The sequence below is a fragment of the Pelagicoccus mobilis genome, assembly GCF_016595505.1.
Lineage (GTDB): Bacteria > Verrucomicrobiota > Verrucomicrobiia > Opitutales > Opitutaceae > Pelagicoccus > Pelagicoccus mobilis.
In genome coordinates this window covers 1-22,162 of sequence record NZ_JAENIL010000081.1, presented here as the reverse complement: position 1 = coordinate 22,162, position 22,162 = coordinate 1, and the positions used below count along the sequence as shown (strand labels likewise).

The following is a 22,162-nucleotide window of genomic DNA, read 5'->3' as shown; positions in this document are numbered from 1 at the left end:
CCCCCTATTCCTGCTATGAAAACCAAACTCATCAAAACAAAGGAAGAGCACGCACAAGCAATTGAGCGTTTGTCCTCCTTGATGGATGCAAATCCTACATCTGATTCACCTGAAGAAGATGAACTTGAGTTACTCGCATTTTTGATCGAGTCCTATGAAAAGGATCACTTTGATCGCGAGCTACCGGACCCAATCGAAGCTATAAAGTTTCGCATGGAACAGCAGGGACTATCGCCAAACGACTTGATTCCATTCCTCGGAAGCAAATCCAAGGTATCGGAAGTGTTGAACCGGAAACGGCCTCTATCGGTATCTATGATGAGACGGCTTTCAACCGAACTAGGAATCCCTGGAGACATCTTACTCGGAAAGGCAGAACCACTGGCAACCGAAGCGATTCCCGTCGAGGAATACCCCCTCAAAGAAATTTACAACCGCTGGTACAAACCCAAAGGACTCTTCAAAGATCTGCGAGAGTTTAAGAAAAATGCTTCGGCAGTACTGGATGACTTGTTTCAAGGAGCCGGTGAAGTACAAGCGATTCCAGCATTACTACGGCAACGAAATGACAAACGGAAAGTCTACGACGAGTTCGCGCTACACGCCTGGAAAGCCCAAGTATTGCGACAAGCCGCTGAACAAGTTGAATCGCTGCCTCCATATCTACCTAGCTTAGTCGATGCTTCGTTTGCCAAGCAACTAGCTCTTCTTAGCTCTCAGAAAGAGGGTCCTAGACTCGCAGTAGACGCACTGAGAGATCGCGGTATAGCGGTAGTATTCGAGGACAGCCTCCCAAGAACTTACCTTGACGGAGCAGCCCTCAATGGTCCCGCAGGAAGGCCAGTTATTGCATTAACCATTCGGTACAACCGTCTCGACAATTTTTGGTTCTGCTTGTTTCACGAACTAGCGCACGTCCATCTCCACCTGAAGCAGGACGGAGACAAAATCGATGTAGAGCTAGACAAAGAATCACATCAGCCAAAAGAGGAAGAAGCAGACAGGTTTGCGCTAGAGGCATTCATCCCAGAAACCGAATGGCCGGAGATCTTGCTTCGTTGCACAGACCTAGCATCAGTTCGCCAAGAGTCTAAACGGCGCATGATTCACCCCTCTGTCATCGCAGGGCGAATACGCAAGGATACTGGTAACTACCGCCTATTCAATCCAGTCATGGGCCACGGAGAAGTCAGGGAGCTTCTCGGACTCGAGTGAAGTTGTTCTGAAAACTCACCCCAATCAGTCGCCGACTCCCTCCCCGCCGGCACCAAAGAAAAAGCCAGCTGGGCCCCACTAAACGAGCTAATGCTCAAATGGACGCCAACTGGCTGGGGATTAGTCTTCCGGTCGCTCTCCCGCAGGAGCCATCTTCACCAAGCGAGGGAAGAAGCGGGCGAGTGGTTCAACGAGGTCTGACTGGGCGGCCATGACTTCGTCGATGTCCTTGTAGACGTTCGGCACTTCGTCGATGCCTGCCGACAATAAGCGGACTCCGCGATCCTTCAGGAGCTTGTTCGCGTCCTTCCAGTTCAGCTTGGAGGCAGCTTGCTTACGGCTCATTACCCGACCTGCTCCATGGGAGGCCGAGTTTAGAGATTCCGCATTACCCTTTCCACGCACCACGTAAGCCGGACTCGCCATCGAACCTGGGATCACTCCCAGCACGCCTTCGCCTGCTGGCGTCGCTCCCTTTCGGTGAACGATGACTTCCTTGCCGTCGTGCTTTTCCTTCCACGCGAAGTTATGGTGATTCTCCACGTCGAGGATCGGCTCAAGGCCAAGATTCTCTGCTACATGTTTATGGATACAGGCGTGGTTGGCTGCCGCGTAGTGACCCATCAACTCCATCGCCTGCCAGTATTCCTGACCGGCTTCGGAATCGAGATCCAGCCACGCTAGATGCTGCAGATCCTTCGGAAGCTCCGGATGGCTCTCGCGAGCCAGCTTAGAGTAATGAGCCGCCACGTTCGCGCCGGTTCCACGGCTACCGCTATGGCTCATCAAAGCCACATAGGTACCTGGTTCCACGCCGAGTGACGTATCCGTTATCTCGATCTCACCAAACTCTACGAAGTGGTTACCGCTTCCGCTGGTTCCGAGCTGCTTCCAAGCCTTGTCCTTGTTTTGCTGCGTGATCGGCGAAACCGACCAATCACGATCCATAACGTCGTGCAAGCGCTTCTCCTTGAAGAAACCGCCCACACCAAACTTGGTCTCCGTATTCAGAGCTCCCGTGAAACGACCATTTCCTTCGTCACGAAGCAGACGCTTCACTGGAATATCGAATACGCTCAGCTTCATTCGGCATGCGATGTCCACTCCGACGGCGTACGGAATCACAGCGTTGTTAGTCGCCAACACGCCGCCGATCGGTAGACCGTAGCCTGGGTGAGCATCCGGCATCAGCGCACCTCGTTCCGCAACCGGCAGACTACATCCATTCAACATTTGCTGAATGGACTTGTCCTCTAGGTCCGCTCCCCACTGACGGTAGGGAGCAGGCGTTTCGCGAGCGATGTAACGCTTTCCGGCCAGCTTTTCCGCTAGGTCGCCAAGGATCGCATCCTCCAGAAAGTCGCTCGGCTTCTGAACAACGGCGGACAGAATCAACTTCATATCCGACGCACGCTTTCCACCGATCGCTAGCTGCTTAACTATTTCCATTGCCACCCGAGCTGGCTCTCCAGCTGGGATTCCTATCTCAATTAAATCTTTGTTCTTCATCTTTTCTTTTTGAGAGCAATCGCTCTCTCACTCCTGAGGGTCTGGTCTCTTCCAGATAAGCTCTCCGTTCTTGTACACTTCTCGTACTCGATGGAAGGGGATGTCGTGTTCTTGTTTGTCCCCACAGAGAGCAGTAAAGGAAAAGGAGTTTCCTTTTTCGAATTCGACGTTCTCCAGGCTCACTCTTTCGAGCGTTGCCTGGCCGCGTTCGAGGTAAGCGACTTCAAAGTCGCCATTCCCGAACGCTTCGTCCCAGCGAATTCGGCTCAGTAGTTCATGTATTGGTTGCATGGTTACAACTCATTTGGTTTTGATCTCGACCAGCCAGGAGAGTCGGCTCTCCCGTGTGGTCTCGATCTCAACATCGAGAAATTTCTCTATAATATCTTTGTTTGTCAGAAAATGCTGACTCAATGCCAGCGTCCTAAAGCGTCCACCTCCAACAAGAGCGAAGGGAAGCAGCAATTGATCAGCGAGGTAGTCGCCCACCGGGGCTTCTTCCTTTGCGTACCGAGCCGCTTCTTTCGCAACCTGTTTGGCTACGAACTCAGCCGTTACGCCCTTCTCGCCAAAACCAGTGAAGATCTCAGTCAGTTCATCGAACTCGTAAGCCATCGAAAGCACGTTACCCGCGCCAGCCGCCCCTTCATAGTGGTGGACGTTCATCTCTTTGAGATTCAAATCCAACACCTTTGAAAGCTCCGATAGCTCACGTTTACCGATTCGCTCCTCGAGATTGCACAAGCCAGCGACTGCCAAGCGAGACTTCAGCCCTCCACGCCGCAACAGCTCAATCGGTTTGAGAGAATCTACAGATCCAATCTCCGCCACGAACTGACCTTGGCCAGCTGGGTAGAATCCAGCTCGCACTAACTCGAGCTCAGCCTCCGCCCCCATACGTCGCACGACGGGCATAAAGACCTCGGAGATGTAGTCAAAGCTAGGTGCCTTACTGTTGTGCGTACCCCCTTCGAATTGAACGATTGATTCGCCATCTGCGAGCAATAGAGGAAGGAACACGGTCTGGAAAACAAGCGATGTGCTGCCCGCAGTTCCCACTGCAAAGCTGTATTCACCAGTCTTTACCTTACCGGGCACAAAGCTCAGCTCTTGAGACTTCAGCTCTGCTCCCTCCACTTTGGCTCCGCAGATCTCCGCAGCCGCTCGCACGCAGGTCAGATGCTGTCGCATCAAGCCTGGTTTCGCACGCTTGGCACGAATCTTCTCAATGCGGAACGGCTGACCCGTGATCATCGATAAGCTCAATGAGCTTCGAAGCACCTGTCCACCGCCCTCGCCTAGAGAACCATCTATGTTGATTGTTGTCATTGTAGTAATTGAAATTTGGATGCAGCGACTAAGTGAAACGAAACAGAAGGGACTCGAACCCTTTACTTTATAGTATGCCGATATGTAGTTCCGTCAGCATTCGCTGCAGAGTGATTTGGGATTAATAGGTTGAAATAGCGTGATTAAATGAGGGCAAATTCATTGTGTCTCTTTCGGACCGTAGCGTGCCAACATTCGCTTCCGGTGACACCTATGGCACCACTTTGGCTCATTGAAAATGTTTCCTTTTTGTTCTTCGAAGTATCGTTTCTGCTGTTCAGCGGACCAAGTGCCATGTTTCCCACAGCCACTGCATTGATAGCTAATATCTTTGTAGTAGTATTTTACCGCGTACTGACCTCCATAGACTTGACGAAACGGATCGGCAGCCAAAACGCCCGGAGGGATTTCTACCCCTGCTACCAAGCGTCCCGCCTTAGCCAAAGCAGAAAGCCGTCTTCGTTCCTTTTTCTCTGCCCTCTTTCTCTTGAGGACTTTTCTCGAAAGCTGAATTTTCATCGTAGCATGAGGTTAGCATTAAAATCATGGATCATGCTCTGATCACGCGACAAGGAATCGATGAGACGTTTGCTACTGCTCTACCCAATTGAGCTACGCCGACCAATGTAGGCGACGGCAGGACTCGAACCTGCAACCAATAGGTTAATGAATGTAGTCCCATCTGCATTCGCGTGAAGAGATAGATCCTGTAAAGAAGATCGTGCGACTAATTTTGAAATGACAATTTAAGCTGCTCTACCACTGAGCTACGCGCCGGTAAATGGTCGGCGCGGTGGGACTCGAACCCACGACCCGCTGCACCTAAAGCATGTAGTCATTTCGGCATTCGCACGATGAAAATAGTTTAAAGTTGAATACAAGAACTGCGACAAATCTAGAGAGGACGTTTTCAGTTGATTAGGAAACCCCAACCAACCGGGGAGATTCGAACTCCCATAAGCCGATGTAGTCCTATCTGCATTCGCAGAGACGTAAGAAATATGAAGAACAGATTTTGAAGGTAGGGTCCGACCGCCGGGCGGACCGGCTGCGGAATGCCGGGCCGTCAGTCCCTACCTCGTTAACTTTTATGGTATTTCGACAGCTTCGATGACCTTGATCCAATGATCTCGATCAATCGGGTTGTTCGCGAAGTCCGCTATCGTGGAGAACACAGAATCCGAGAATCCTCCGATATTCAGAATATCGCGTCGTGTCGTTGCCTGTTGCGTTTCGCCAGGTTGTATATCGATACAAACTAGCTTCGCGGAAGGGTTACGTGTCTTAAGCTTCTCCCACTCGCGCATCACAGCCGTACCTTGACGAGCGTTGCCGCTATCAACCCACGACTCATTGTCCGACACGAAAACAACCAGATCAGGTGTTTCGCCGCGTTGATTCAATTGAACCAGTGGAGCAGAGCAGTTAGTACCGCCGTATCCAAGATTCGATAGAATCTTCGCATTGGTCATCACGCTGTCGCGAGCGTTCAAGTCGACATCGATCACCTTTTCCATGAATGGCAAGACCTGAGCATCCTGATTCTTGCGAAGGAACGCTGCTGCCACGAGGGCTGCTACATCCACGCACTTAACCGCAGAAGACGAACCCTTTCGGTATCCCGTCACTGGGCTATGCATCGAACCTGATGAATCTGGGCAGATTACAACCTTTCCAGAAACGGATGGTACGTTTTCCACCGCGATCTCGAGCGCGTCTTGCAACGCATTCTTGATCTTACGTGGGATCGACGATTCCGCATTCTTGAAAGCAGCGAGCAACTGATAAGGAAACACTCGGGAACGGCGAATCAACTTCGCATTCCGTAAACGCTCCGCGATCAAATCTACAATCTCTGAACTTTCGAACAAGCCGTGACGTTGAAACGTATTCAGATTCATTCGAGTCATATGCCAAGGCGCGTTGCTTGCAATCGCTGCCCATTCCTGGAAACCAATCGGCAATGCCGTCAGCAATTGGAATGGTACGTCTGGTACGTGCTTAGAAACTACACTGTCCTTTGACTTTCGATACATACGAATCGCCTTCTTGAGAGAAGGGGGATTAGGGCCGTTTAGGGCTCGCTCCTTGAACGTTTCGTATTCGGCAGCCAAGGCAGGAAGAGATTCAGCATCGTAGTCACGACCGATCAAATACGCATACAAAGCAGCGCGGTTCGCGTCACGAGGACGTGGATGCACCATTTTGATGATGTCTGCGATCGATGGAGACTGGCCTACCGAAGCTCGAAACAGCTGATCGTCAGAAAGGTTGAACAACCACTCTTGGATGAATCGCTTAGGACGAGATCCAAGAGACTTCCGACCCACTGCTCCTGAACGCATAATCTGTACGAACGTCCGAATCATCTTAGCGCTATCGAGAACCTTGAAGGCCACTCGATCGAACAACTGCGAGTCGCGAAGGCTCAGAACCGCACACAATAACGCAGGCGTATCCTTCATGTAGGACGAGTTGCGAGCGTAGATGGCAAGCCGAGCGATATAGCCACTCTCGACGTCCTTGCACAAACTGATTATCTTATCCAACTGCTCATCAGCGGAAGCGTAGAACGACTGGTTTAGACAACCGGTAGCGACGTAATGAGCAAGAGCTTGCTTCGAGCTGCGCTTATAGGCGACTCCACCAGCCTTGTTTTCCGTACCGGCGGCAGGGATCAAAGCTCCTCGTACTGTTTGGAATAGTGTCTTGTTAGCCATTTGTATCGTTCTCCTTTTGGATGAGTTGCATTCCAGCGTTTTGCTGAACTTGACCTCCTATTAACACGACACGTGCCAAGACGTTTTTCCTGCATCTAAAACAACCTCAACTATCTATCTATTAACGTTTTAAAAAAGATAAAAATCCCTCTCCAGAAATTCGGGCCGATTTAGGCGACCTCGGATTTCAATTTATCCTAGAATATTTTCTATCTATCTATTCAATATTCTTCCAATGAAGAAGCTTGTTTCGATAGGCATTCTAGGAGTTCAGCTTGATTCCTTTGAGCCCCACAAACGATGGGATCGTTGGCGCCCCACCGTCTCACTTCTCCAGCAGGAGGACTTGCTCATCGATCGTTTCGAGCTGCTCTACGAGCCGAGGTTCGCCAAACTCGCGAAAACAGTATCCGAGGACATGACCTCAGTTTCCCCCGAGACGGAGGTCAACCAACACGAGGTCAACATGGGCGACCCTTGGGATTTGGAGAGCGTCTACGGAGCCCTCTACGACTTCGCGGCCAATTACCCCTTCGATACCGACAACGAGGACTACATTGTTCATATCACCACCGGGACACATGTGTGTCAGATTTGTTTGTTCTTGCTCGCGGAGTCACGCCGCCTCCCAGCTCGCCTCATCCAGACCTCCCCTCCTAAGCGAGCAGGCGTCGGAAATCCAGGCGACTACCGCATTATAGATCTCGACCTCTCCCGTTACGATCAGCTCGCCGCCCGCTTCGAGATTGAAAAACAAGATGTCGAAACCCAGCTCAAGTCCGGCATCGCTACGCGTAACAAATCCTTCAACGCGATGATCCGGGAGATCGAGCAAGTCGCCATCCGCTCGCCCCACCCCATCCTGATCACCGGCCCCACCGGAGCAGGCAAGTCCCAGCTCGCTCGCCGCATCTACGAAGTGAAACGCTCCAAGCGTGGCGTTTCCGGAGCGTTCGTCGAAGTGAATTGTGCCACCCTCCGCGGCGACGCCGCCATGTCAGCACTTTTTGGACACAAGAAGGGATCTTTCACCGGAGCCCTAGACGACCGCGGCGGCCTCCTAAAATCCGCCAACAAAGGCGTACTGTTCTTAGACGAAATCGGAGAGCTCGGTCTCGACGAACAAGCCATGCTCTTGCGGGCCATCGAGGAGAAGCGATTCCTACCACTCGGTTCCGACCAGGAAACCGAAAGCGATTTTACCCTCATTTCCGGCACTAATCGAGACCTCTCTGAAGAGGTCGCCAAAGGAAATTTTCGGGAAGATCTCCTCGCCCGCATTAACCTCTGGTCCTACCAATTACCGGGTCTCAGCGACCGTAAGGAAGACATCGAACCGAACATCGCGTACGAACTTTCCCGATACGCCGAAGACCACGGCCGCCAGGCCATCTTCAACAAAGAAGCAAAACGGGCCTACGAGAGCTTCGCCACCAATCCCGAGTCCAAATGGACAGGAAACTTCCGCGACCTGAATGCAAGTGTCACCCGCATGGCTACGCTCGCCGGCACTCGACGCATCAACTTGGAGATCGTTGAGTCCGAAATCTCCCGCCTGCAAAAAAGCTGGAAAGGCACGAAGCAAGAACAAGCGGACGATCTCATCCTCGAAGAGGTTCTCGATGCGGAGGCCTCCTCGATTGATCCCTTCGACAAACCACAGCTCGCTCAAGTCATCCGCACCTGCCGCGAATCGCGAAACCTATCCGAAGCCGGCCGCAAACTCTTCGCCATCTCCCGCCTCAACAAAAAGACCAGCAACGACTCCGACCGACTCCGCAAATACCTAGCTAAGTTCGGGCTAAAGTGGGAAAGCGTCTGCTCGTAACTTCGGCTAATTTCTGTTTCCGAAATTACAGTACAAGAACACTACCGTTTAACCGCGGCGATCACGGAGATCTCTACTAGCAGTTCTGGGCGTGCCATTCTTGCTTCCACGCACGCGCGAGCTGGGGCATGGCCCTCTGGGACCCAGGCGTCCCAAACTTCATTCATGGCGGCGAAATCTTTCATATCTCGCACATAAACAGTCGCGGACAACATATGCTCACGGTCCGATCCAGACTGAAGCAGAAGCTCATCTACTTTCTCGAGCATCGTCTCCGTCTGTTCGACGATGCCTTTCGTGGCATCCTTGCAGACCTGCCCGCATAAATAAACGGTGTCATTATGAATGACGATTCGGCTCATGCGCTTCTTGGTTTCTTGTCGCTCAATGCTCATGACGCATGAGCTAACCTCATTTCAGAAAAGAGAAAGACCAAAAAAGCTCATCAGCTAATACATTGGAAGCAACTTGATTTTGGCAGCTGGGGAAAGGGACGCTCGGGTGGGTCAGCCGCTCCGCGGGTGACTATTAAGAGCCAACGCCCGCGGAGCGGCCGTTCCACCATCAGGCCGATGCTTATTTCTACTGAATTTAGTAATGAACAAAAAAAAAGAGCTCGATGCGAATACATCTGAGCTCTTTGGATTAAACTATTTATCGGTATCAATAACCGCCTGCAGTCTCTGTATCGGAAATTAAAGTACAGACAAGGGTTGCGAGAACTAAAACGGAATAAGCAATTACGAGCGTCATGATTTTGGATGGTTGAGCGTTTTAAAGATTTGTTTTGTTTCTATGCTAGCAAGTGCCCAACCGCGGAATAGAGGTGACAAGATTTTTGCATTTTTCCTCAGAAGCTATTTAGACGAAGCATCCTCAAAGAATAATTCGTATTGCCGTATCGGCATTTCTCGCCCCGACAGCCGTACCTCCGACTCAAGAAACCGCATGCCCTCCCAACTCGAAAAAGACCTTAAAGCTGTCGATCAGATTGCGAAACTGATGGACTCGGCGTTTCGGATTCCGGGGACTAAGATTACCTTCGGTTGGGATGCCTTAGTTGGTTTGATTCCAGGAGTTGGCGACTCGGTGACAGCGTTGCCACTCGTCTACTTCCTGATCGTCGGCTGGCGGCATGGCGTTTCGAAACGCACACTGCTGCTCATGATCGGCCGACAGTTGTTCGACATGCTGCTTGGATCCGTTCCTCTGCTCGGAGACATATTCGATGTGGCCTATCGATCCAATCTGAAAAATGCCCAAGCGTTGAGGGAGGAGCTGGAGAGGCTGAAATAGGTAGGGTCCGACCGCCGTGGCGGACCGCATTGCAGGAATCTTGCTATGCGGCGTGCCGGGCCGTCACGCCCTAACTTAGGATTACTTTGCGACTCAATCGGATATCCGTGCTGGAAGCGCCCACGATCAATTCAAACTCACCCGCTTCAGCAACCCAGCCCTTTTGATCAGGAGACCAAAAACTGAAAGCGGCACGATCGAGCGAGAGCGTAACCGTTTTCGATTCTCCGGCGGCGAGCTCCACTTTCCGGAAACCTTTCAACTCCTTGATTGGGCGTGGCAGTGAAGATTCCTCGTCGCGGACATAAAGCTGGGCAATCTCAGCTCCGGATTGCTCGCCGACGTTCTTAACGGAGAAGCTGACTTCGATGGTATCGTCGGCTGAGAACTCGCTTTGCGACACATCGATATCTGAGTATTCAAATTTCGTATACGAAAGGCCGTGTCCGAATGGATAGAGCGGAGCGATCTCCTTGCTCTCGTACCAACGGTAGCCACCGAATATACCTTCGTCGTAGTTAACGTCATACTTTTCGCGTGCGGCTTCCCACTCGTCGTTCCAGCTACTGTAGAGGTGTTCGCCTTCGGGCACGTAGTCGGGGTCCACGCTGTCGGCGAAGTCCTTCTCTATGGTGATTGGGAGTTTACCGGATGGGTTCGTCTTGCCGGAGAGGATTTCCGCCACTGCGGTGTGGCCGTTCTGACCATTGTACCAGCAGTAAAGGATCGCTGCGGCTTTATCATTCCAGTCCGTCATGCGAATACCGGAACCGCTGTGCACGAGGATAACGACGTTCTCGTTGAGCTCGACCACTTTGCGAATGAAGCTTTCGTCGAAATCCTTCAGCTCGAAGGGACGGTCCCAGCCTTCGCTATCCATGGTACCGACGCTGAGGATGACTCGTTTCGCTGACGCGATACGATCCCAGGACGGGGCTTTTTCAAATGCGATGCGTTCGCCGAATTCAGCCTTGAGAGCATCCAACAACTGCACGGTGTCGTAGCCGTCCACTCGAGCAGAGCCTCCGCCATGCGCTTTGTTCTCGATGAAGTCACCGATCAGAAGGATCTCTTCGTCTCCAGCTAGCGGGAGGATGTTCTTCTCGTTGCGAAGCAAGACCGTCCCTTCACGAGCGGTTTGTAGAGCGACCTCTTCGTGTATTGGGAAGTTGGCGACGAGATCTTCGCGTGGTTCGAGATCAAAGAGTTCCATCGACTTGAGCGTGGTAAGGATGCTCTTCACCATTCGGTCCACATCTGCCTCTTCGACTTCACCAGCCCGCACCTTATCGGCAAGCCCGATGGTTGCCAGACAAGCGGGCATTTCCAGATCTTGCCCGGACTTGGCGACCTTAGCCCCATCGAAGACCGACCACCAGTCGGTCATGACGAGCCATTTGAAACCAAGGTGTTCGCGTAGTAGCTTTTTAATGACTTCTTCGCTCTGGCCTGCCCACTCGCCGTTAACGAGGTTATAGGAGGTCATGGCGGCAAGGACACCAGCTTCGATTCCCGCTTTGAAGGCCGGCATGTAGATTTCGTTAAGCGTGCGCTCGTCGATGACCGAGTTGCTCTTGCGACGGAAGTAGTCGGTGTTGTTGGCGACGAAGTGCTTGATGGTAGCCACCACCCCGGTGTCCTGAGCCCCTTTGATGTAGGTCTCGATCATGCGGGAAGTGAGGAACGGATCTTCGCCGAAGTACTCGAAGTTTCGGCCGCACTGAGACTGACGGTAGATATTGAAACCTGGTCCTAAGAGGATGCCGATCCCTGCTGCGAGGGCTTCTTCAGCGACGCCCTTGGCGAACTGCTCGGAAAGCTCTGGGTTCCAGGTAGCGGAGAGTTGGAGCGGGCACGGGAAGGCGGTCGATTTCTCGATCGCATTCTGGTAGGTGAATTCGTTGAAACGATCGCGCAGGTGGATGCCAGCAGTCGCATCGCTCATCATGACCCGCTTGATACCGAGCCGCTCTATCGCCTTGGTATAGAAGATATCCTCGCCCCCGACGTAGTCGCACTTTTCGTCGAGGGTCATTTGCGAAAGGATGCCTTCCGCCCAAGCGGAGGAGTCTTCGAAGGAGTTTTTCGGGTACATAGCGGTATTCTGTCAGAAGTTCGGAAAATGGAAACCCGACTTCTAGAATCCCACTTCAGCGAGACCAGAAAAACTCAGCGCTTGTGTATGAGGTGGTGGGAAGCAAGGCAATGACGGTTCCGAGCCAGGGGCGACACTCGAGCACAGCGAAGACACATTGCCCTCCTACTTTACCGTGGCTCGCTCATGAGCACGTTGCCGGTCTCGGAAATCGGGACGCAGCCGACGTACTTGCCGGGAACTGGATCGAATCGGAGCACGTTCTTGGCGACTTCCTCAGCGGTGAAATAGCCGACGATGGTCAGCTCGCGCAGATGTCTCACGAACTTCCGGGATTTCTTGTCCACGTTCTTAAGCAACTGAATCTGAGCCGAGGCATCGGCTTTCAGGAAGCCTGCCTTTTCGAAGGCAGCGAGCCCCTTGTCGAAATCCTGCTTCTCTTCCGCGCTCATGTACTTGCCATAGCACAGATCGATAAACTCGGGGACTCCTACATCAAGGGCGCCAGGTGTATCGGTCTTGGGCAAAATGAGATCGGCCGCAGCTTTCACGATTCCCGCCTGCGTATTGCTGAGCGAAATTGAACCCGATCCCGCCGCCGGGCGATCAGCTCCCATGCAGCCGGCAAAAGTGGATGCCGATACGGCAGCGCCGAGCATCAAGGCAGCACGTTTGATCGCTTCGCGACGATTGATTCCAGATTCGTTCTCCTGTTCTCTTGGGGAAAGATTCATCTTAAAGGTTTCCTTTCTTCAGTTCCTTAACCGCATGGTCCGCAGCGCGAGCGGTCAAAGCCATGTAGGTAAGCGATGGGTTTTGGCAGGCAGACGAGGTCATACAGGCACCATCTGTCACGAATACGTTTGGCGATGCGTGAACTTGGTTAAAGCCATTGAGCACCGATGTCTTTGGATCCCGGCCCATACGAGCCGTTCCCATTTCGTGGATACATTGTCCTGGCGCGGAACCAGTATCGAACCCTTGCACATTCTTGAAGCCAGCCGCTTCGAGCATCTCGATCGCAGAGGCCTGAGCGTCTTTGCGCATGGCCATCTCGTTCTCCTTGTAGTCCGCATCGAAGTTGATGGTCGGAAGCCCCCACTTATCGGTATTCTTGTAGTCGAGGGTCATCTTGTTGTCGTGGTAAGGCAAGTGCTCACCCCACGCCCCGATTCCCATGCGCCATGGGCCAGGAGCGATCATGTCCGCCTTGAAGTCTTCGCCGAGGCGATCGAACTCCGCGATTCCTCGGGCCCAATTCAAGCGACTCGCTCCACCTTGGTAACCATATCCGCGAACGAAGTCTTTTCGCTCCGTCTCCTTGCTCACGTTTCGGAAACGCGGGATATAGATCCCGTTCGGACGGCGGCCGGTGTAGTACTTGTCTTCGAAGCCATCGATGATGCCGCTCGCGCCCACCTTGAAGTGGTGATCCATGAGGTTGTGCCCGAGCTCTCCACTGTCGTTGCCAAGCCCTTCCGGGAAACGGTCCGACTTGGAGTTCATGAGAATGTAGGTCGACGCCACTGCAGACGCGCAGCAGAAAATCACCTTCGCGAAGTAGTCGATGGCCTCGCTCGTCTCTGCATCGATGACCCGCACTCCGATCGCCTTGCCCTTCTCCTTATCGTAAAGGATTTCGCTCGCGATGGAGAAAGGTCGTAGCGACAGGTTTCCGGTTGCAAAGCCAGCCGGCAAAGTCGCGGAGTTACTGCTGAAGTAGCCAGCGTACGGACAACCGCGAATACAGCGGTTACGCGCTTGGCACGGTCCGCGGCCTTTGTGAGGTACCGTTAGGTTCGTGGTACGGCCGATCGTCATGATACGATCAGAGAAGGTTTCGCGAATCTTTCGAGCCGTGTGTTCCTCAACGCAATTCATGTCCCACGGCGGGAGGAATTTCCCGTCCGGCAATTGATGTAGCCCTTCCGCTTTGCCGCTGATCCCCGCAAAGTCCTCAACATAGTCGTACCACGGAGCGATGTCCTTGTAGCGGATCGGCCAGTCACAGCCAAATCCGTCCTTGGCGTTAGCCTCAAAATCGACTTCACCGAGCCGATAGGACTGACGCCCCCAGAGCAGAGAGCGTCCGCCGGTGTGGTAGCCACGCATCCAGTCGAAACGCTTCGTCTCGCTATACGGATGGTCGACATCGTCCACGAACCAATGGGCGCACTGCGGATGAGTCGTGTAGCCGGTACGTCCCTGCTTCGCCTGCCGTTCCTTACTTTCCTTGGATACCTGACCGCGCCCTTCGAATTCGAAAGACTCCATCATAGCCGTCGGGTACTCGCCATGCTTCACGTCACGACCACGCTCCAGCACGAGCGTCTTGAGCCCCTTTTCTGCAAGCTCCTTGGCGGCCCAACCACCACTGATCCCAGAGCCAATTACGATGGCGTCGAAGGTATTCCCCTCTGTTCCTTTACCTTGTATATTCAATTTCTGCCTTGGATTAGATGCTAACGCGCCTGCTCCTTAGGACATGAACTTCCCAAGTTCCTAGGGTAGATAGGGGCGGCACACTTCAAAAACGCCCTCAGCCAAAGGGATTGCCTCCCTCCAAGTCAACGTGTCTCGGCCACTTGTGCATTTAAGCACAGCTTTTGATACATATCTTTGACTCTTATGAACTCTACTCACGAATTTGTCCAAATATCCGACCGTTTTAGTACCAGCTAGCCTTGGCTCAAAATGCTTCATTGACTCCACTAAACAGCTCTCGGACAAAGGCAGGATGGTGATCGAACAAAATCGGGCCAACAGGAGGCCGACAATTTTGAAGCAGCGAATGACGCAGCTTGGAGCGCTCGTCTGCTTTCTCACCATTCTCATGGCCAACGGAATTCATACGGCCGCGATCCAAACCTACGCCTGGGGCAAAATGTTCGATGCCTACAACAAGGCCATGCCAACGCTTCAAGCCATTGAACTCACTTTCTCCGGAGAGGAGTTGTGCGGAATTTGCGAATTCTCAAAAGAGTTTCGCGACTGCATGAACGAGAGCGTTGCCCTTTCCCTCAGCGACTCGAAACCGCTCCTTCACCAGAACGCGTCTGAAGCAAGGGTCCAGACTCCCCCAAACACTTTTTCCGGTTACGGTGCTCTGTCCGAAAAGCAGCACCAAGAGATCATCCTGGAGACGGATCCGCCGCCTCCTCGCTTCGCCTAAAGCCCCGCCCTAAAACCGCACCCAGACTGCCACTTCCCGAAGTGAGCATCGTCTCGGGCATCAACGAAGCAAAACAGCACAACTCCCCCTGCGGAGCTGTGCCCAAATATCTGATCTCATTAACATGAATAACACAAACACGTGCCTTCTCGCACTCTCACTACTCGCATCAGGACCACAGGGTCTCTCTCAAGAAAACAAAACGGCCCCAACCGTGGACCTAGATCCACTCGTTGTCACATCGGCTGACTCTCAAACGCCCGGAGAAATCTCCTTCGACCCGACCCTAGCAATCCAACCTCTTCCAGCCAACGACGGGGCCGACGCCCTCAAACACATCGCGGGTCTCACGGTTATCCGCAAGGGCGGCACAGACGGCGATCCCACTTTCCGAGGAATGGCAGGTTCGCGCCTCCCGATTCTTGTGGATGGCACCTGTACACTCGGTGGCTGCGGTCAACGAATGGATCCACCCACCGCCTACATTTTCCCTTCCTCCTTCGACCAAGTGACCCTTCTCAAAGGGCCGCAAAGCGTACAGCATGGACCAGGCTCGAGTGCAGGAGTCGTCCTCTTCGAACGAAACGTTCCTCGCTTCGCCAATCCAAGCAGCAGCTTTAAACTCACTTCGAACATAGCCAGCTACGGCCGTCGCGACTTATCTGCAGAAGCGCTCGCAGGAAACAATTCCCTCTACGCTCTCCTGCATGGCTCATGGTCGGAAGCCGGTGACTATCAAGACGGCGACGAAAACGTATACAATTCTGAATACGAGCGTTGGAATACCCAAGCCGCCATCGGGTGGACACCCAATGACACCTCTGTCCTCGAATACAGTGCAGCTCTCAGTGACGGCCAAGCAGCCTATGCGGACCGAGGAATGGACGGAGTCGCATTCGAGCGCTCCTCACACAAACTCCGCTACAGAGCGAACCAGCTTGAAGGCATAGTGAATAGCGTCGATGCGCAGGCGTATTACAACTACGTCGACCACGTGATGGACAACTTCACACTCCGCGACTTCATGCCTACCAAGATGCTGGCTATGCCCATGGTCTCCAACCCAGACCGCCTCACTACCGGAGCCTCCATCAAAGCCGAACTCGCACCGTGGCATAAACTCGAATCCACAGTCGGCTTCGACACCCAGTCGAACGAGCACAGCATCCGCAAAGCCATGGGGCCAGCAGTCTCTGGCTACAAGAGCCTCGTTCGAGTCGAAGATGCGACCTTCGACCAAGCAGGTCTGTTCGGAGAATTCGAATACAACCTCTCGGAGAACGATACCCTCGTCTTTGGAGGTCGAGTCGACTTTTGGAACGCTACAGACAAACGCAAAATGATCCGCATCGGCATGATGAATCCAGCCATGCTGCCAAATCCTACATCCGGCCAAGATCGCAGCGAAACCCTCGCCAGCAGTTTCCTCCGATTCGAGCGGGAGTTGCCCAACAGCAACACCTCGCTACACGCCGGCCTAGGACATTCGCAACGCTTTCCTGACTATTGGGAGCTCTTCAATAAAGAGAGCACAAGCAGTATCAGTTCATTCGATACCGACCCAGAAATCGTCACTCAAATCGACATCGGCAGTATTAGCCACTGGAGTGATCTTGAGTTGAGCACTTCCCTCTTCATTGCGGACCATCAAGATTTCATCCTCGTCGAATCAGGCTACGAAAAACCCTCAGGCATGATGAACCGGTCTGCCACCGTAGTAAGGAATATCGAAGCCACGACCTGGGGCGGAGAAGCAAAGCTCTCGTATCAAAACGATCTAGGTTGGTATACAAGCGGCGCTCTCGCATACACACACGGCACGAACGACACCAATCAACTCCCCCTCGCTCAAATATCGCCTATGGAGTTCACATTCGAAGGTGGACGCCGCAGGCAAGACTGGTCCTTCGGCTACATCGCCCGATTTGTCGCCGAACAGAATCGTTACGCCTCCAAACAAGGCAATATAGTCGGACAGGACATCGGCCCCACAGATGGCTTCGCCGTCTTCTCTCTTCACGGTTCGTATCGCTTCAATGAATACTGGGGATTCGCAGCCGGGATCGACAACCTCTTCGACGAAACCTACGCCGAGCATATCAGCAGAGCGGGATCAATGATCAACGGTTACACTCAAACCACACGCATCAATGAACCCGGTCGTACACTCTGGGCGCGCCTAAGCTCCGATTTCTAATCGACACCGCTAAGGGACCGGCTCCCGCCGGTCTCTTCATCCCAAAGCGCTTCGAGCTCGAGTGATAATCCGACATTTGACTTGCACTAAACCACGTTTGTAGTTTTATAAACCACAACTGTTATTCATGAGTAAGCCGGAAACGAAACTTTCGAAACTCGAACTGCTTGTCATGCAGTCCTTTTGGGCTCTCGGCGCGGCGACTTTGCGTGAAGCGCACGAGGCAATGCCTCAGAACGACAAGAGGCCAGAGTACACGACGGCCCAAACGATCGTGACCCGGCTCGAGGCCAAGGGAGCGATCAAACGGGTGAAAAAGGTGGGCAACGCTTGGATTTACGAACCTGCCATTTCGCGGAAATCGGTCGTCGGAGAGATGGTAGACGAACTGTTCGGGCTTCTTGAAGGAGCAGCGAGCCCCATCGTCTCGCATCTGGCCCAATCCGGAAAACTGTCCTCGGACGACATCGCGGAAATCGAAAAAATCATCGAGGAGTCAAAGAAGAAACAATGAGCCCAGCCTACTCTTCACACATCGATTTCTGGGCAGTTCACATCACTGAATCCACCCTCTTCGCAATCGGAGTCCTCATTTTGGTAAGTATCGCCAGATTCCAAGAAGGGCAGACCCGATTCCGCTTCTATCAACTAGCCCTATCGAAGTTCCTCGTCCCAGTCGGCCCCTTCCTGTCTCACGTTTTCGACAGCGACACGCTCCGATCGATACCCATCGCCAACTTGACCTTCGCCCCCCTTGCCAGCCCAGCTTCGGCTCTTTCCCAGGAGTCGCCAAGCGACTGGAGTTTTCTTTTGCTAGCGATTTGGGCCTCCGGCTTCACTATTCTCGCAGTCGCCCGAGCAATCGGATTCTATCGCACGCTTAGCTTCGGCTCCTCGAATCGACTCCACAAAGAAGAGGTTCAGGAACTCCCAATTTTTATCGACAATCGAGTCTCCTCCATCGGACTCGTCGGCTACTTTAGACCCAGAATAATAGTAAACGCGGCGTTTCTAGACGCCCTGTCGCACAAAGAACTGATGGCTGCCGTCAGCCACGAAATCGCCCACGCCCGTCGTAAGGACAACCTGTGGCGACTGCTACACGAAGTCATCGTAGCATTGTTTTGGTTACACCCACTCGTATGGGTGCTCCGCAACAAGCTATGCTCCGAAAGCGAGCATGCTTGTGACGAGTTTGCCCTATCCCAGGGCGAAGAACCACACGACTACGCTAAGTGCCTAGTGAAAGCAGCGTCACTAAATACTCACTACACGAGTCGTTGGGTGACCAGTTTCAGTGCAGCAGCCCTCAAGAAACGGATCCGCAAAATCACAACCTTCGAAAACAAAAAGGAATCAAAAATGAAAACACTATTCACGCATCTCGCGGTGTGGAGTCTCCTGGGTCTCGTGGCATTAACCTCTTCCAGCTTAACTGCGAGCGAATCGCGAACAGCAAGCACCGAAGACAAGATTTACTCGATGAGTGATCTAGACGTGCACCCAAGAGCAATTGAGATGGTTACCCCCGAGTATCCCAAAGCTCTGCATGATCAAAAGATCACCGGCAGGGTCGTCGTTGAGTGGATACTAAACGAGGAAGGGAAAGTCCTCTCACCGAAAGTGATCAAGAGCACGCACGACGAGTTCAAGCAACCTTCGCTCGATGCGGTCACCGCAACTCAGTGGGCTCCCGGCGAAATCGCTGGCAAAGCGGTAAACGTCCGCATTCGCATGCCCATCAAGTTCCAGCCCTAAACCTTTCTGGGCCTAAAACGCGGGATCGAGGATTACCAAAGTTCCGCGTAGCAGGAGGCGGCTAGCCAGTTCGGCTAGTCGCTTTTTTTTGGTAGGGCGTGACCGCCGGGCACGCCAAAAAGCAGATTCAAGCAACGCGGCTCGCCCGGCGGTCGAGCCCTACCGAGCACAAGATTTTCAATCTTGGCGTTGGAGAGAACTAGAAACCGTTGTTCTTAGTCAGCTCGGCATACCACTTTGCCGAAGCCTTCGGTTGGCGTTCGCCGGTTTCAAAATCCACCCAGTGCAGACCGAAGCGGCGATCGTATCCAAATGCCCATTCGAAGTTGTCCATGAAGCTCCAGCACATGTAGCCCTTTAGGTTAACCCCGTTCTGGATGGCCTCATGACAAGCACCGATATAGCCCTCTAAAAACGCGACACGACGAGTGTCATTGAGAGCAGTTTCGCGGTCGTCTTCACCAGGCATCGCGCAGCCATTTTCGGTGATGTAAATCGGTGGATTGCCATAACGTTCCGCAATCCACTCAAGCAACTTGCGGCACCCCCATGGAACAACGTTCCAGCCCATGTCGGTCTGCTCCCATTCATCTTCTCGGGAAAGCGTGATGTGCTGGTCGTCGAAAATACCGCCGTTACCACGCACGATCTGATTCTTCACGTCGCGATCTGGATCGGGCTCGGAGGTAAGCATGGTCGTGTAGTGATTCAGACCAAAGAAGTCGGAAGAACCGCGAAGCAAGGCCACTTCCTCGTCCGTGAACTTAGGCATCTTGTGACCAACGAGCTCCAGCATCGTATCGGGATATTTTCCGAAGTAGACTGGGTCTGCGTACCAACCGAGGAAGAACTCAAGACCACGCTGGGCTGCTTCCTTGTCGGCGATCGAGTCTGTCAAAGGCTCACGCCAATCGCAGTTGTTGGTGATCCCGATCTGGCCGCCTTGCTTTGGTTGAAACTCGCGGCGATAGAGATCCACAATGTACGCGTGAGAGCGCAAAAGGTTATGAGCAGCCACATACGGCTCAGTCTCGGACACGCGGCCTGGCGCATGAGCACCGATACCATGGCCTAGGATACTGCTGCACATCGGTTCGTTGAGCGTGATCCAGTTCTTCACGCGATCTCCGAAACGCTCGAAACAAACGCGGGCGTACTCGACGAAACGATCCTTTATCGTCGGGCTCAGCAAACCGTCCTCTTCGATTTGCAGCGAAAGCGGAAGGTCCCAGTGAAAAAGCGTCACCCATGGCTCGATTCCTTGAGCGAGCAGCCCGTCGATGAGTTTGTTGTAGAACTCGATGCCCTTTTCATTCACCTCGCCGGTTCCGGCTGGAATGACGCGAGACCATGAGATTGAAAAGCGGTAACAACCGATTCCCATCTGCTTCATCAGGGCGATATCCTCTTCCCAGCGATGGTAGTGATCGCAAGCATGGTCCCCTGTGTCGCCATTGTTGACGCGGCCTGGCGTATGCGAGAACGCATCCCAGGTGCTAGGCGCACGGCCATCTTTGTCGGCAGCGCCTTCGATCTGGTAGGAGGCAGTGGCAGTGCCCCATAGAAATCCGTCAGGGAATGTCTTCATAAGCTATAATCTGCTGGAAAAGGGACCCAATCAACAAAGGCAAGTCCCCGGAATTTGCAAAACGCCACCCTCCTCAACTCCCCCCGACTGACAAATCCTGCTTCACTCAAGTTTGCTCTTCCAAACGAACGCCACCCTGCCTCGACGAAAACGCGGCAGCAACTGGGGAAAGCAAAGCTGACCTCTGAGCTCCCTCTTTTGGAAGAATCCTTCCAAAGTGGAGCCCCTACGTGACTTATGGCCTGCTGAAGTTGACGCTTCACTAAGTCAGGCAGATGTTGCCCGGCTCAACTTACCGTCATGAAAACCCTAACAACTTGTCTACTACTCACAATCGCAGTCATGACTGTCTCTTGCGACCAATCGAACTCAGACCCTGCAAAGGTCTCCGCTCTTCGTGTCGAGGGCACCCAATTGGTCAATGAGGCAGGCGAAGCCGTCGTGCTCCGAGGCGTCAGCTACGGATGGCACAACTGGTGGCCGCGCTTCTACAACAAGGAGTCGGTCAAATGGCTGAAGGACGACTGGGGTGTCGACGTCGTGCGGGCCGCGATGGGAATCCATTTCAAGGAAACAGAGCTCACCTACAACGAAGAGCCGGAAAAGGCGGTCGAAATCATCAGCAAGGTGATAGACGGAGCGATTGAGAACGACATTTACGTTATCATCGATTTCCACTCCCACTACCTCGAGTTGGATTTGGCCAAAACCTTCTTCGCCGAGATGGCCGAGAAGTACGGCCACCACCCAAACGTCATCTACGAAATCTTCAACGAGCCGGTGAAGCAAAGCTGGGAAGAGGTAAAGGCCTACTCGGAAGAAGTCATCTCCGTCATCCGAGCAATCGATCCGGACAATGTCATTCTAGTCGGCAACCCGCATTGGGACCAGGACCTTCACATCGTCGCCGACAACCAAATCGAAGGCGTATCCAATATCATGTACACGCTGCACTACTACGCAGCGACCCACGGCGACTACCTCCGCGAACGCGGTGACTACGCCCTTAGCAAAGGGGCTCCCATTTTCATCTCCGAATCAGCCGGCATGGAAGCATCAGGCGACGGTCCGATGGACTACGAAGCTTGGCAAGTCTGGCGCGACTGGGCGGAAGAGAGAGGGATCAGCTGGATCACTTGGTCTATAGCGGACAAAGACGAAACCTGCTCCTTCCTCTACCCAAGCGCAAGCGACACGGGACCATGGAGTGAAGCAGATCTCAAAGAGTCCGCGAAAGCGACTCGCAAGATCCTCCGCGAAAAGGCGGGATTGGAGTAAAACAGGAGGGCAACGCTCTGCGGGCTGTTGCCCAAAGAACAAGAGGACAGTCGTTTCTCCCAACTCAAGCTTGGAGAGGCTGAAGGTTCCAGCATGATGGTTCCCGTCATGATGGGAACCCATGTACCTCAGTGCGAGCTGTTCAGCTATCGCGTCAATCTCGACCAACGAGTTCGC

The 22,162-nt window shown here is 53.2% G+C and carries 18 protein-coding genes; 8 read left to right on the top strand and 10 right to left on the bottom strand.

Annotated features, from left to right (window positions below):
• Positions 1 to 1,215 (top strand): ImmA/IrrE family metallo-endopeptidase (locus JIN87_RS25805; RefSeq protein WP_234033624.1); only part of this gene is annotated, 1,215 nt, incomplete at its 5' end.
• Positions 1,216 to 1,335: 120 nt separating this feature from the next.
• Here JIN87_RS25805 and JIN87_RS25800 read toward each other — a convergent pair.
• The 5 genes from JIN87_RS25800 to JIN87_RS25780 all read right to left on the bottom strand — a co-directional run bounded on the left by JIN87_RS25800 (position 1,336) and on the right by JIN87_RS25780 (position 6,773).
• Positions 1,336 to 2,724 (bottom strand): RtcB family protein, encoded by a 1,389-nt coding sequence (locus JIN87_RS25800; protein WP_200359168.1) that lies wholly within the window; start codon positions 2,722 to 2,724, stop codon positions 1,336 to 1,338.
• A gap of 27 nt (positions 2,725 to 2,751) precedes the next feature.
• A complete protein-coding gene (locus JIN87_RS25795; RefSeq protein ID WP_200359166.1) occupies positions 2,752 to 3,015 on the bottom strand; it encodes a DUF504 domain-containing protein in 264 nt (87 codons plus the stop codon).
• Between the two features lie 9 nt (positions 3,016 to 3,024).
• Positions 3,025 to 4,053 (bottom strand): RNA 3'-terminal phosphate cyclase, encoded by a 1,029-nt coding sequence (gene rtcA / locus JIN87_RS25790; RefSeq protein WP_200359164.1) that lies wholly within the window; start codon positions 4,051 to 4,053, stop codon positions 3,025 to 3,027.
• A gap of 159 nt (positions 4,054 to 4,212) precedes the next feature.
• A complete protein-coding gene (locus tag JIN87_RS29110) occupies positions 4,213 to 4,572 on the bottom strand; it encodes a zinc-ribbon domain containing protein (RefSeq protein WP_200359162.1) in 360 nt (119 codons plus the stop codon).
• A gap of 569 nt (positions 4,573 to 5,141) precedes the next feature.
• The gene (locus JIN87_RS25780; RefSeq protein ID WP_200359160.1) at positions 5,142 to 6,773 is read right to left on the bottom strand and encodes a vWA domain-containing protein; all 1,632 of its coding nucleotides are present in this window, start codon (positions 6,771 to 6,773) and stop codon (positions 5,142 to 5,144) included.
• 235 nt (positions 6,774 to 7,008) lie between these two features.
• Between JIN87_RS25780 and rtcR the strand changes: the two genes are divergently transcribed.
• A complete protein-coding gene (gene rtcR, locus JIN87_RS25775) occupies positions 7,009 to 8,601 on the top strand; it encodes an RNA repair transcriptional activator RtcR (protein WP_200359158.1) in 1,593 nt (530 codons plus the stop codon).
• A 41-nt stretch (positions 8,602 to 8,642) separates the two neighbouring features.
• On the opposite strand, the gene JIN87_RS25770 is transcribed toward rtcR, so the two are convergent.
• On the bottom strand, positions 8,643 to 8,996 hold the full coding sequence (locus JIN87_RS25770; protein ID WP_200359156.1) for a Rid family hydrolase: 354 nt from the start codon (positions 8,994 to 8,996) through the stop codon (positions 8,643 to 8,645).
• Positions 8,997 to 9,549: 553 nt separating this feature from the next.
• On the opposite strand from JIN87_RS25770, the gene JIN87_RS25765 reads away from it, so the two are divergent.
• Complete coding sequence (locus tag JIN87_RS25765) at positions 9,550 to 9,897, top strand: DUF4112 domain-containing protein (protein WP_200359153.1); 348 nt, start codon at positions 9,550 to 9,552, stop codon at positions 9,895 to 9,897.
• A 70-nt stretch (positions 9,898 to 9,967) separates the two neighbouring features.
• Here the strand turns inward: JIN87_RS25765 and JIN87_RS25760 are convergent, their stop codons facing one another.
• The 3 genes from JIN87_RS25760 to JIN87_RS25750 form a co-directional block, all read right to left on the bottom strand.
• Entirely contained in the window at positions 9,968 to 11,992 is a 2,025-nt protein-coding gene (locus JIN87_RS25760) for a glycoside hydrolase family 3 C-terminal domain-containing protein (protein ID WP_200359151.1), read from the bottom strand.
• A 170-nt stretch (positions 11,993 to 12,162) separates the two neighbouring features.
• On the bottom strand, positions 12,163 to 12,726 hold the full coding sequence (locus JIN87_RS25755) for a gluconate 2-dehydrogenase subunit 3 family protein (protein ID WP_200359149.1): 564 nt from the start codon (positions 12,724 to 12,726) through the stop codon (positions 12,163 to 12,165).
• A 1-nt stretch (position 12,727) separates the two neighbouring features.
• Positions 12,728 to 14,434 carry a GMC oxidoreductase gene (locus JIN87_RS25750; protein ID WP_200359147.1) on the bottom strand — a complete coding sequence of 569 codons (1,707 nt, stop codon included), beginning with the start codon at positions 14,432 to 14,434 and terminating at the stop codon, positions 12,728 to 12,730.
• Positions 14,435 to 14,783: 349 nt separating this feature from the next.
• On the opposite strand from JIN87_RS25750, the gene JIN87_RS25745 reads away from it, so the two are divergent.
• From JIN87_RS25745 to JIN87_RS25730, 4 genes are all read left to right on the top strand, one after another.
• A complete protein-coding gene (locus tag JIN87_RS25745; protein ID WP_200359145.1) occupies positions 14,784 to 15,164 on the top strand; it encodes a hypothetical protein in 381 nt (126 codons plus the stop codon).
• Between the two features lie 124 nt (positions 15,165 to 15,288).
• Positions 15,289 to 17,361: a TonB-dependent copper receptor gene (locus JIN87_RS25740; RefSeq protein ID WP_200359143.1), complete on the top strand. Its 2,073-nt coding sequence runs from the start codon at positions 15,289 to 15,291 to the stop codon at positions 17,359 to 17,361.
• 127 nt (positions 17,362 to 17,488) lie between these two features.
• A complete protein-coding gene (locus JIN87_RS25735) occupies positions 17,489 to 17,875 on the top strand; it encodes a BlaI/MecI/CopY family transcriptional regulator (protein WP_200359141.1) in 387 nt (128 codons plus the stop codon).
• Positions 17,872 to 19,119 carry a M56 family metallopeptidase gene (locus JIN87_RS25730; RefSeq protein ID WP_200359139.1) on the top strand — a complete coding sequence of 416 codons (1,248 nt, stop codon included), beginning with the start codon at positions 17,872 to 17,874 and terminating at the stop codon, positions 19,117 to 19,119. The genes JIN87_RS25735 and JIN87_RS25730 overlap by 4 nt, the downstream gene beginning before the upstream one ends.
• Before the next feature lie 199 nt (positions 19,120 to 19,318).
• Here JIN87_RS25730 and JIN87_RS25725 read toward each other — a convergent pair whose 3' ends face one another.
• Positions 19,319 to 20,707: a GH1 family beta-glucosidase gene (locus tag JIN87_RS25725; RefSeq protein ID WP_200359137.1), complete on the bottom strand. Its 1,389-nt coding sequence runs from the start codon at positions 20,705 to 20,707 to the stop codon at positions 19,319 to 19,321.
• A 300-nt stretch (positions 20,708 to 21,007) separates the two neighbouring features.
• Here JIN87_RS25725 and JIN87_RS25720 point away from each other — a divergent pair, with 300 nt between their 5' ends.
• Entirely contained in the window at positions 21,008 to 21,985 is a 978-nt protein-coding gene (locus tag JIN87_RS25720; protein ID WP_200359135.1) for a glycoside hydrolase family 5 protein, read from the top strand.
• Positions 21,986 to 22,162: the final 177 nt, after the last annotated feature.

Coding starts and splice junctions, on each gene's coding strand:
- JIN87_RS25800 (WP_200359168.1), bottom strand. CDS start 2,724: ATGAAGAACAAAGATTTAATTGAGATAGGAATCCCAGCTGGAGAGCCA.
- JIN87_RS25795 (WP_200359166.1), bottom strand. CDS start 3,015: ATGCAACCAATACATGAACTACTGAGCCGAATTCGCTGGGACGAAGCG.
- rtcA (WP_200359164.1), bottom strand. CDS start 4,053: ATGACAACAATCAACATAGATGGTTCTCTAGGCGAGGGCGGTGGACAG.
- JIN87_RS29110 (WP_200359162.1), bottom strand. CDS start 4,572: ATGAAAATTCAGCTTTCGAGAAAAGTCCTCAAGAGAAAGAGGGCAGAG.
- JIN87_RS25780 (WP_200359160.1), bottom strand. CDS start 6,773: ATGGCTAACAAGACACTATTCCAAACAGTACGAGGAGCTTTGATCCCT.
- rtcR (WP_200359158.1), top strand. CDS start 7,009: ATGAAGAAGCTTGTTTCGATAGGCATTCTAGGAGTTCAGCTTGATTCC.
- JIN87_RS25770 (WP_200359156.1), bottom strand. CDS start 8,996: ATGAGCATTGAGCGACAAGAAACCAAGAAGCGCATGAGCCGAATCGTC.
- JIN87_RS25765 (WP_200359153.1), top strand. CDS start 9,550: ATGCCCTCCCAACTCGAAAAAGACCTTAAAGCTGTCGATCAGATTGCG.
- JIN87_RS25760 (WP_200359151.1), bottom strand. CDS start 11,992: ATGTACCCGAAAAACTCCTTCGAAGACTCCTCCGCTTGGGCGGAAGGC.
- JIN87_RS25755 (WP_200359149.1), bottom strand. CDS start 12,726: ATGAATCTTTCCCCAAGAGAACAGGAGAACGAATCTGGAATCAATCGT.
- JIN87_RS25745 (WP_200359145.1), top strand. CDS start 14,784: ATGACGCAGCTTGGAGCGCTCGTCTGCTTTCTCACCATTCTCATGGCC.
- JIN87_RS25740 (WP_200359143.1), top strand. CDS start 15,289: ATGAATAACACAAACACGTGCCTTCTCGCACTCTCACTACTCGCATCA.
- JIN87_RS25735 (WP_200359141.1), top strand. CDS start 17,489: ATGAGTAAGCCGGAAACGAAACTTTCGAAACTCGAACTGCTTGTCATG.
- JIN87_RS25730 (WP_200359139.1), top strand. CDS start 17,872: ATGAGCCCAGCCTACTCTTCACACATCGATTTCTGGGCAGTTCACATC.
- JIN87_RS25725 (WP_200359137.1), bottom strand. CDS start 20,707: ATGAAGACATTCCCTGACGGATTTCTATGGGGCACTGCCACTGCCTCC.
- JIN87_RS25720 (WP_200359135.1), top strand. CDS start 21,008: ATGAAAACCCTAACAACTTGTCTACTACTCACAATCGCAGTCATGACT.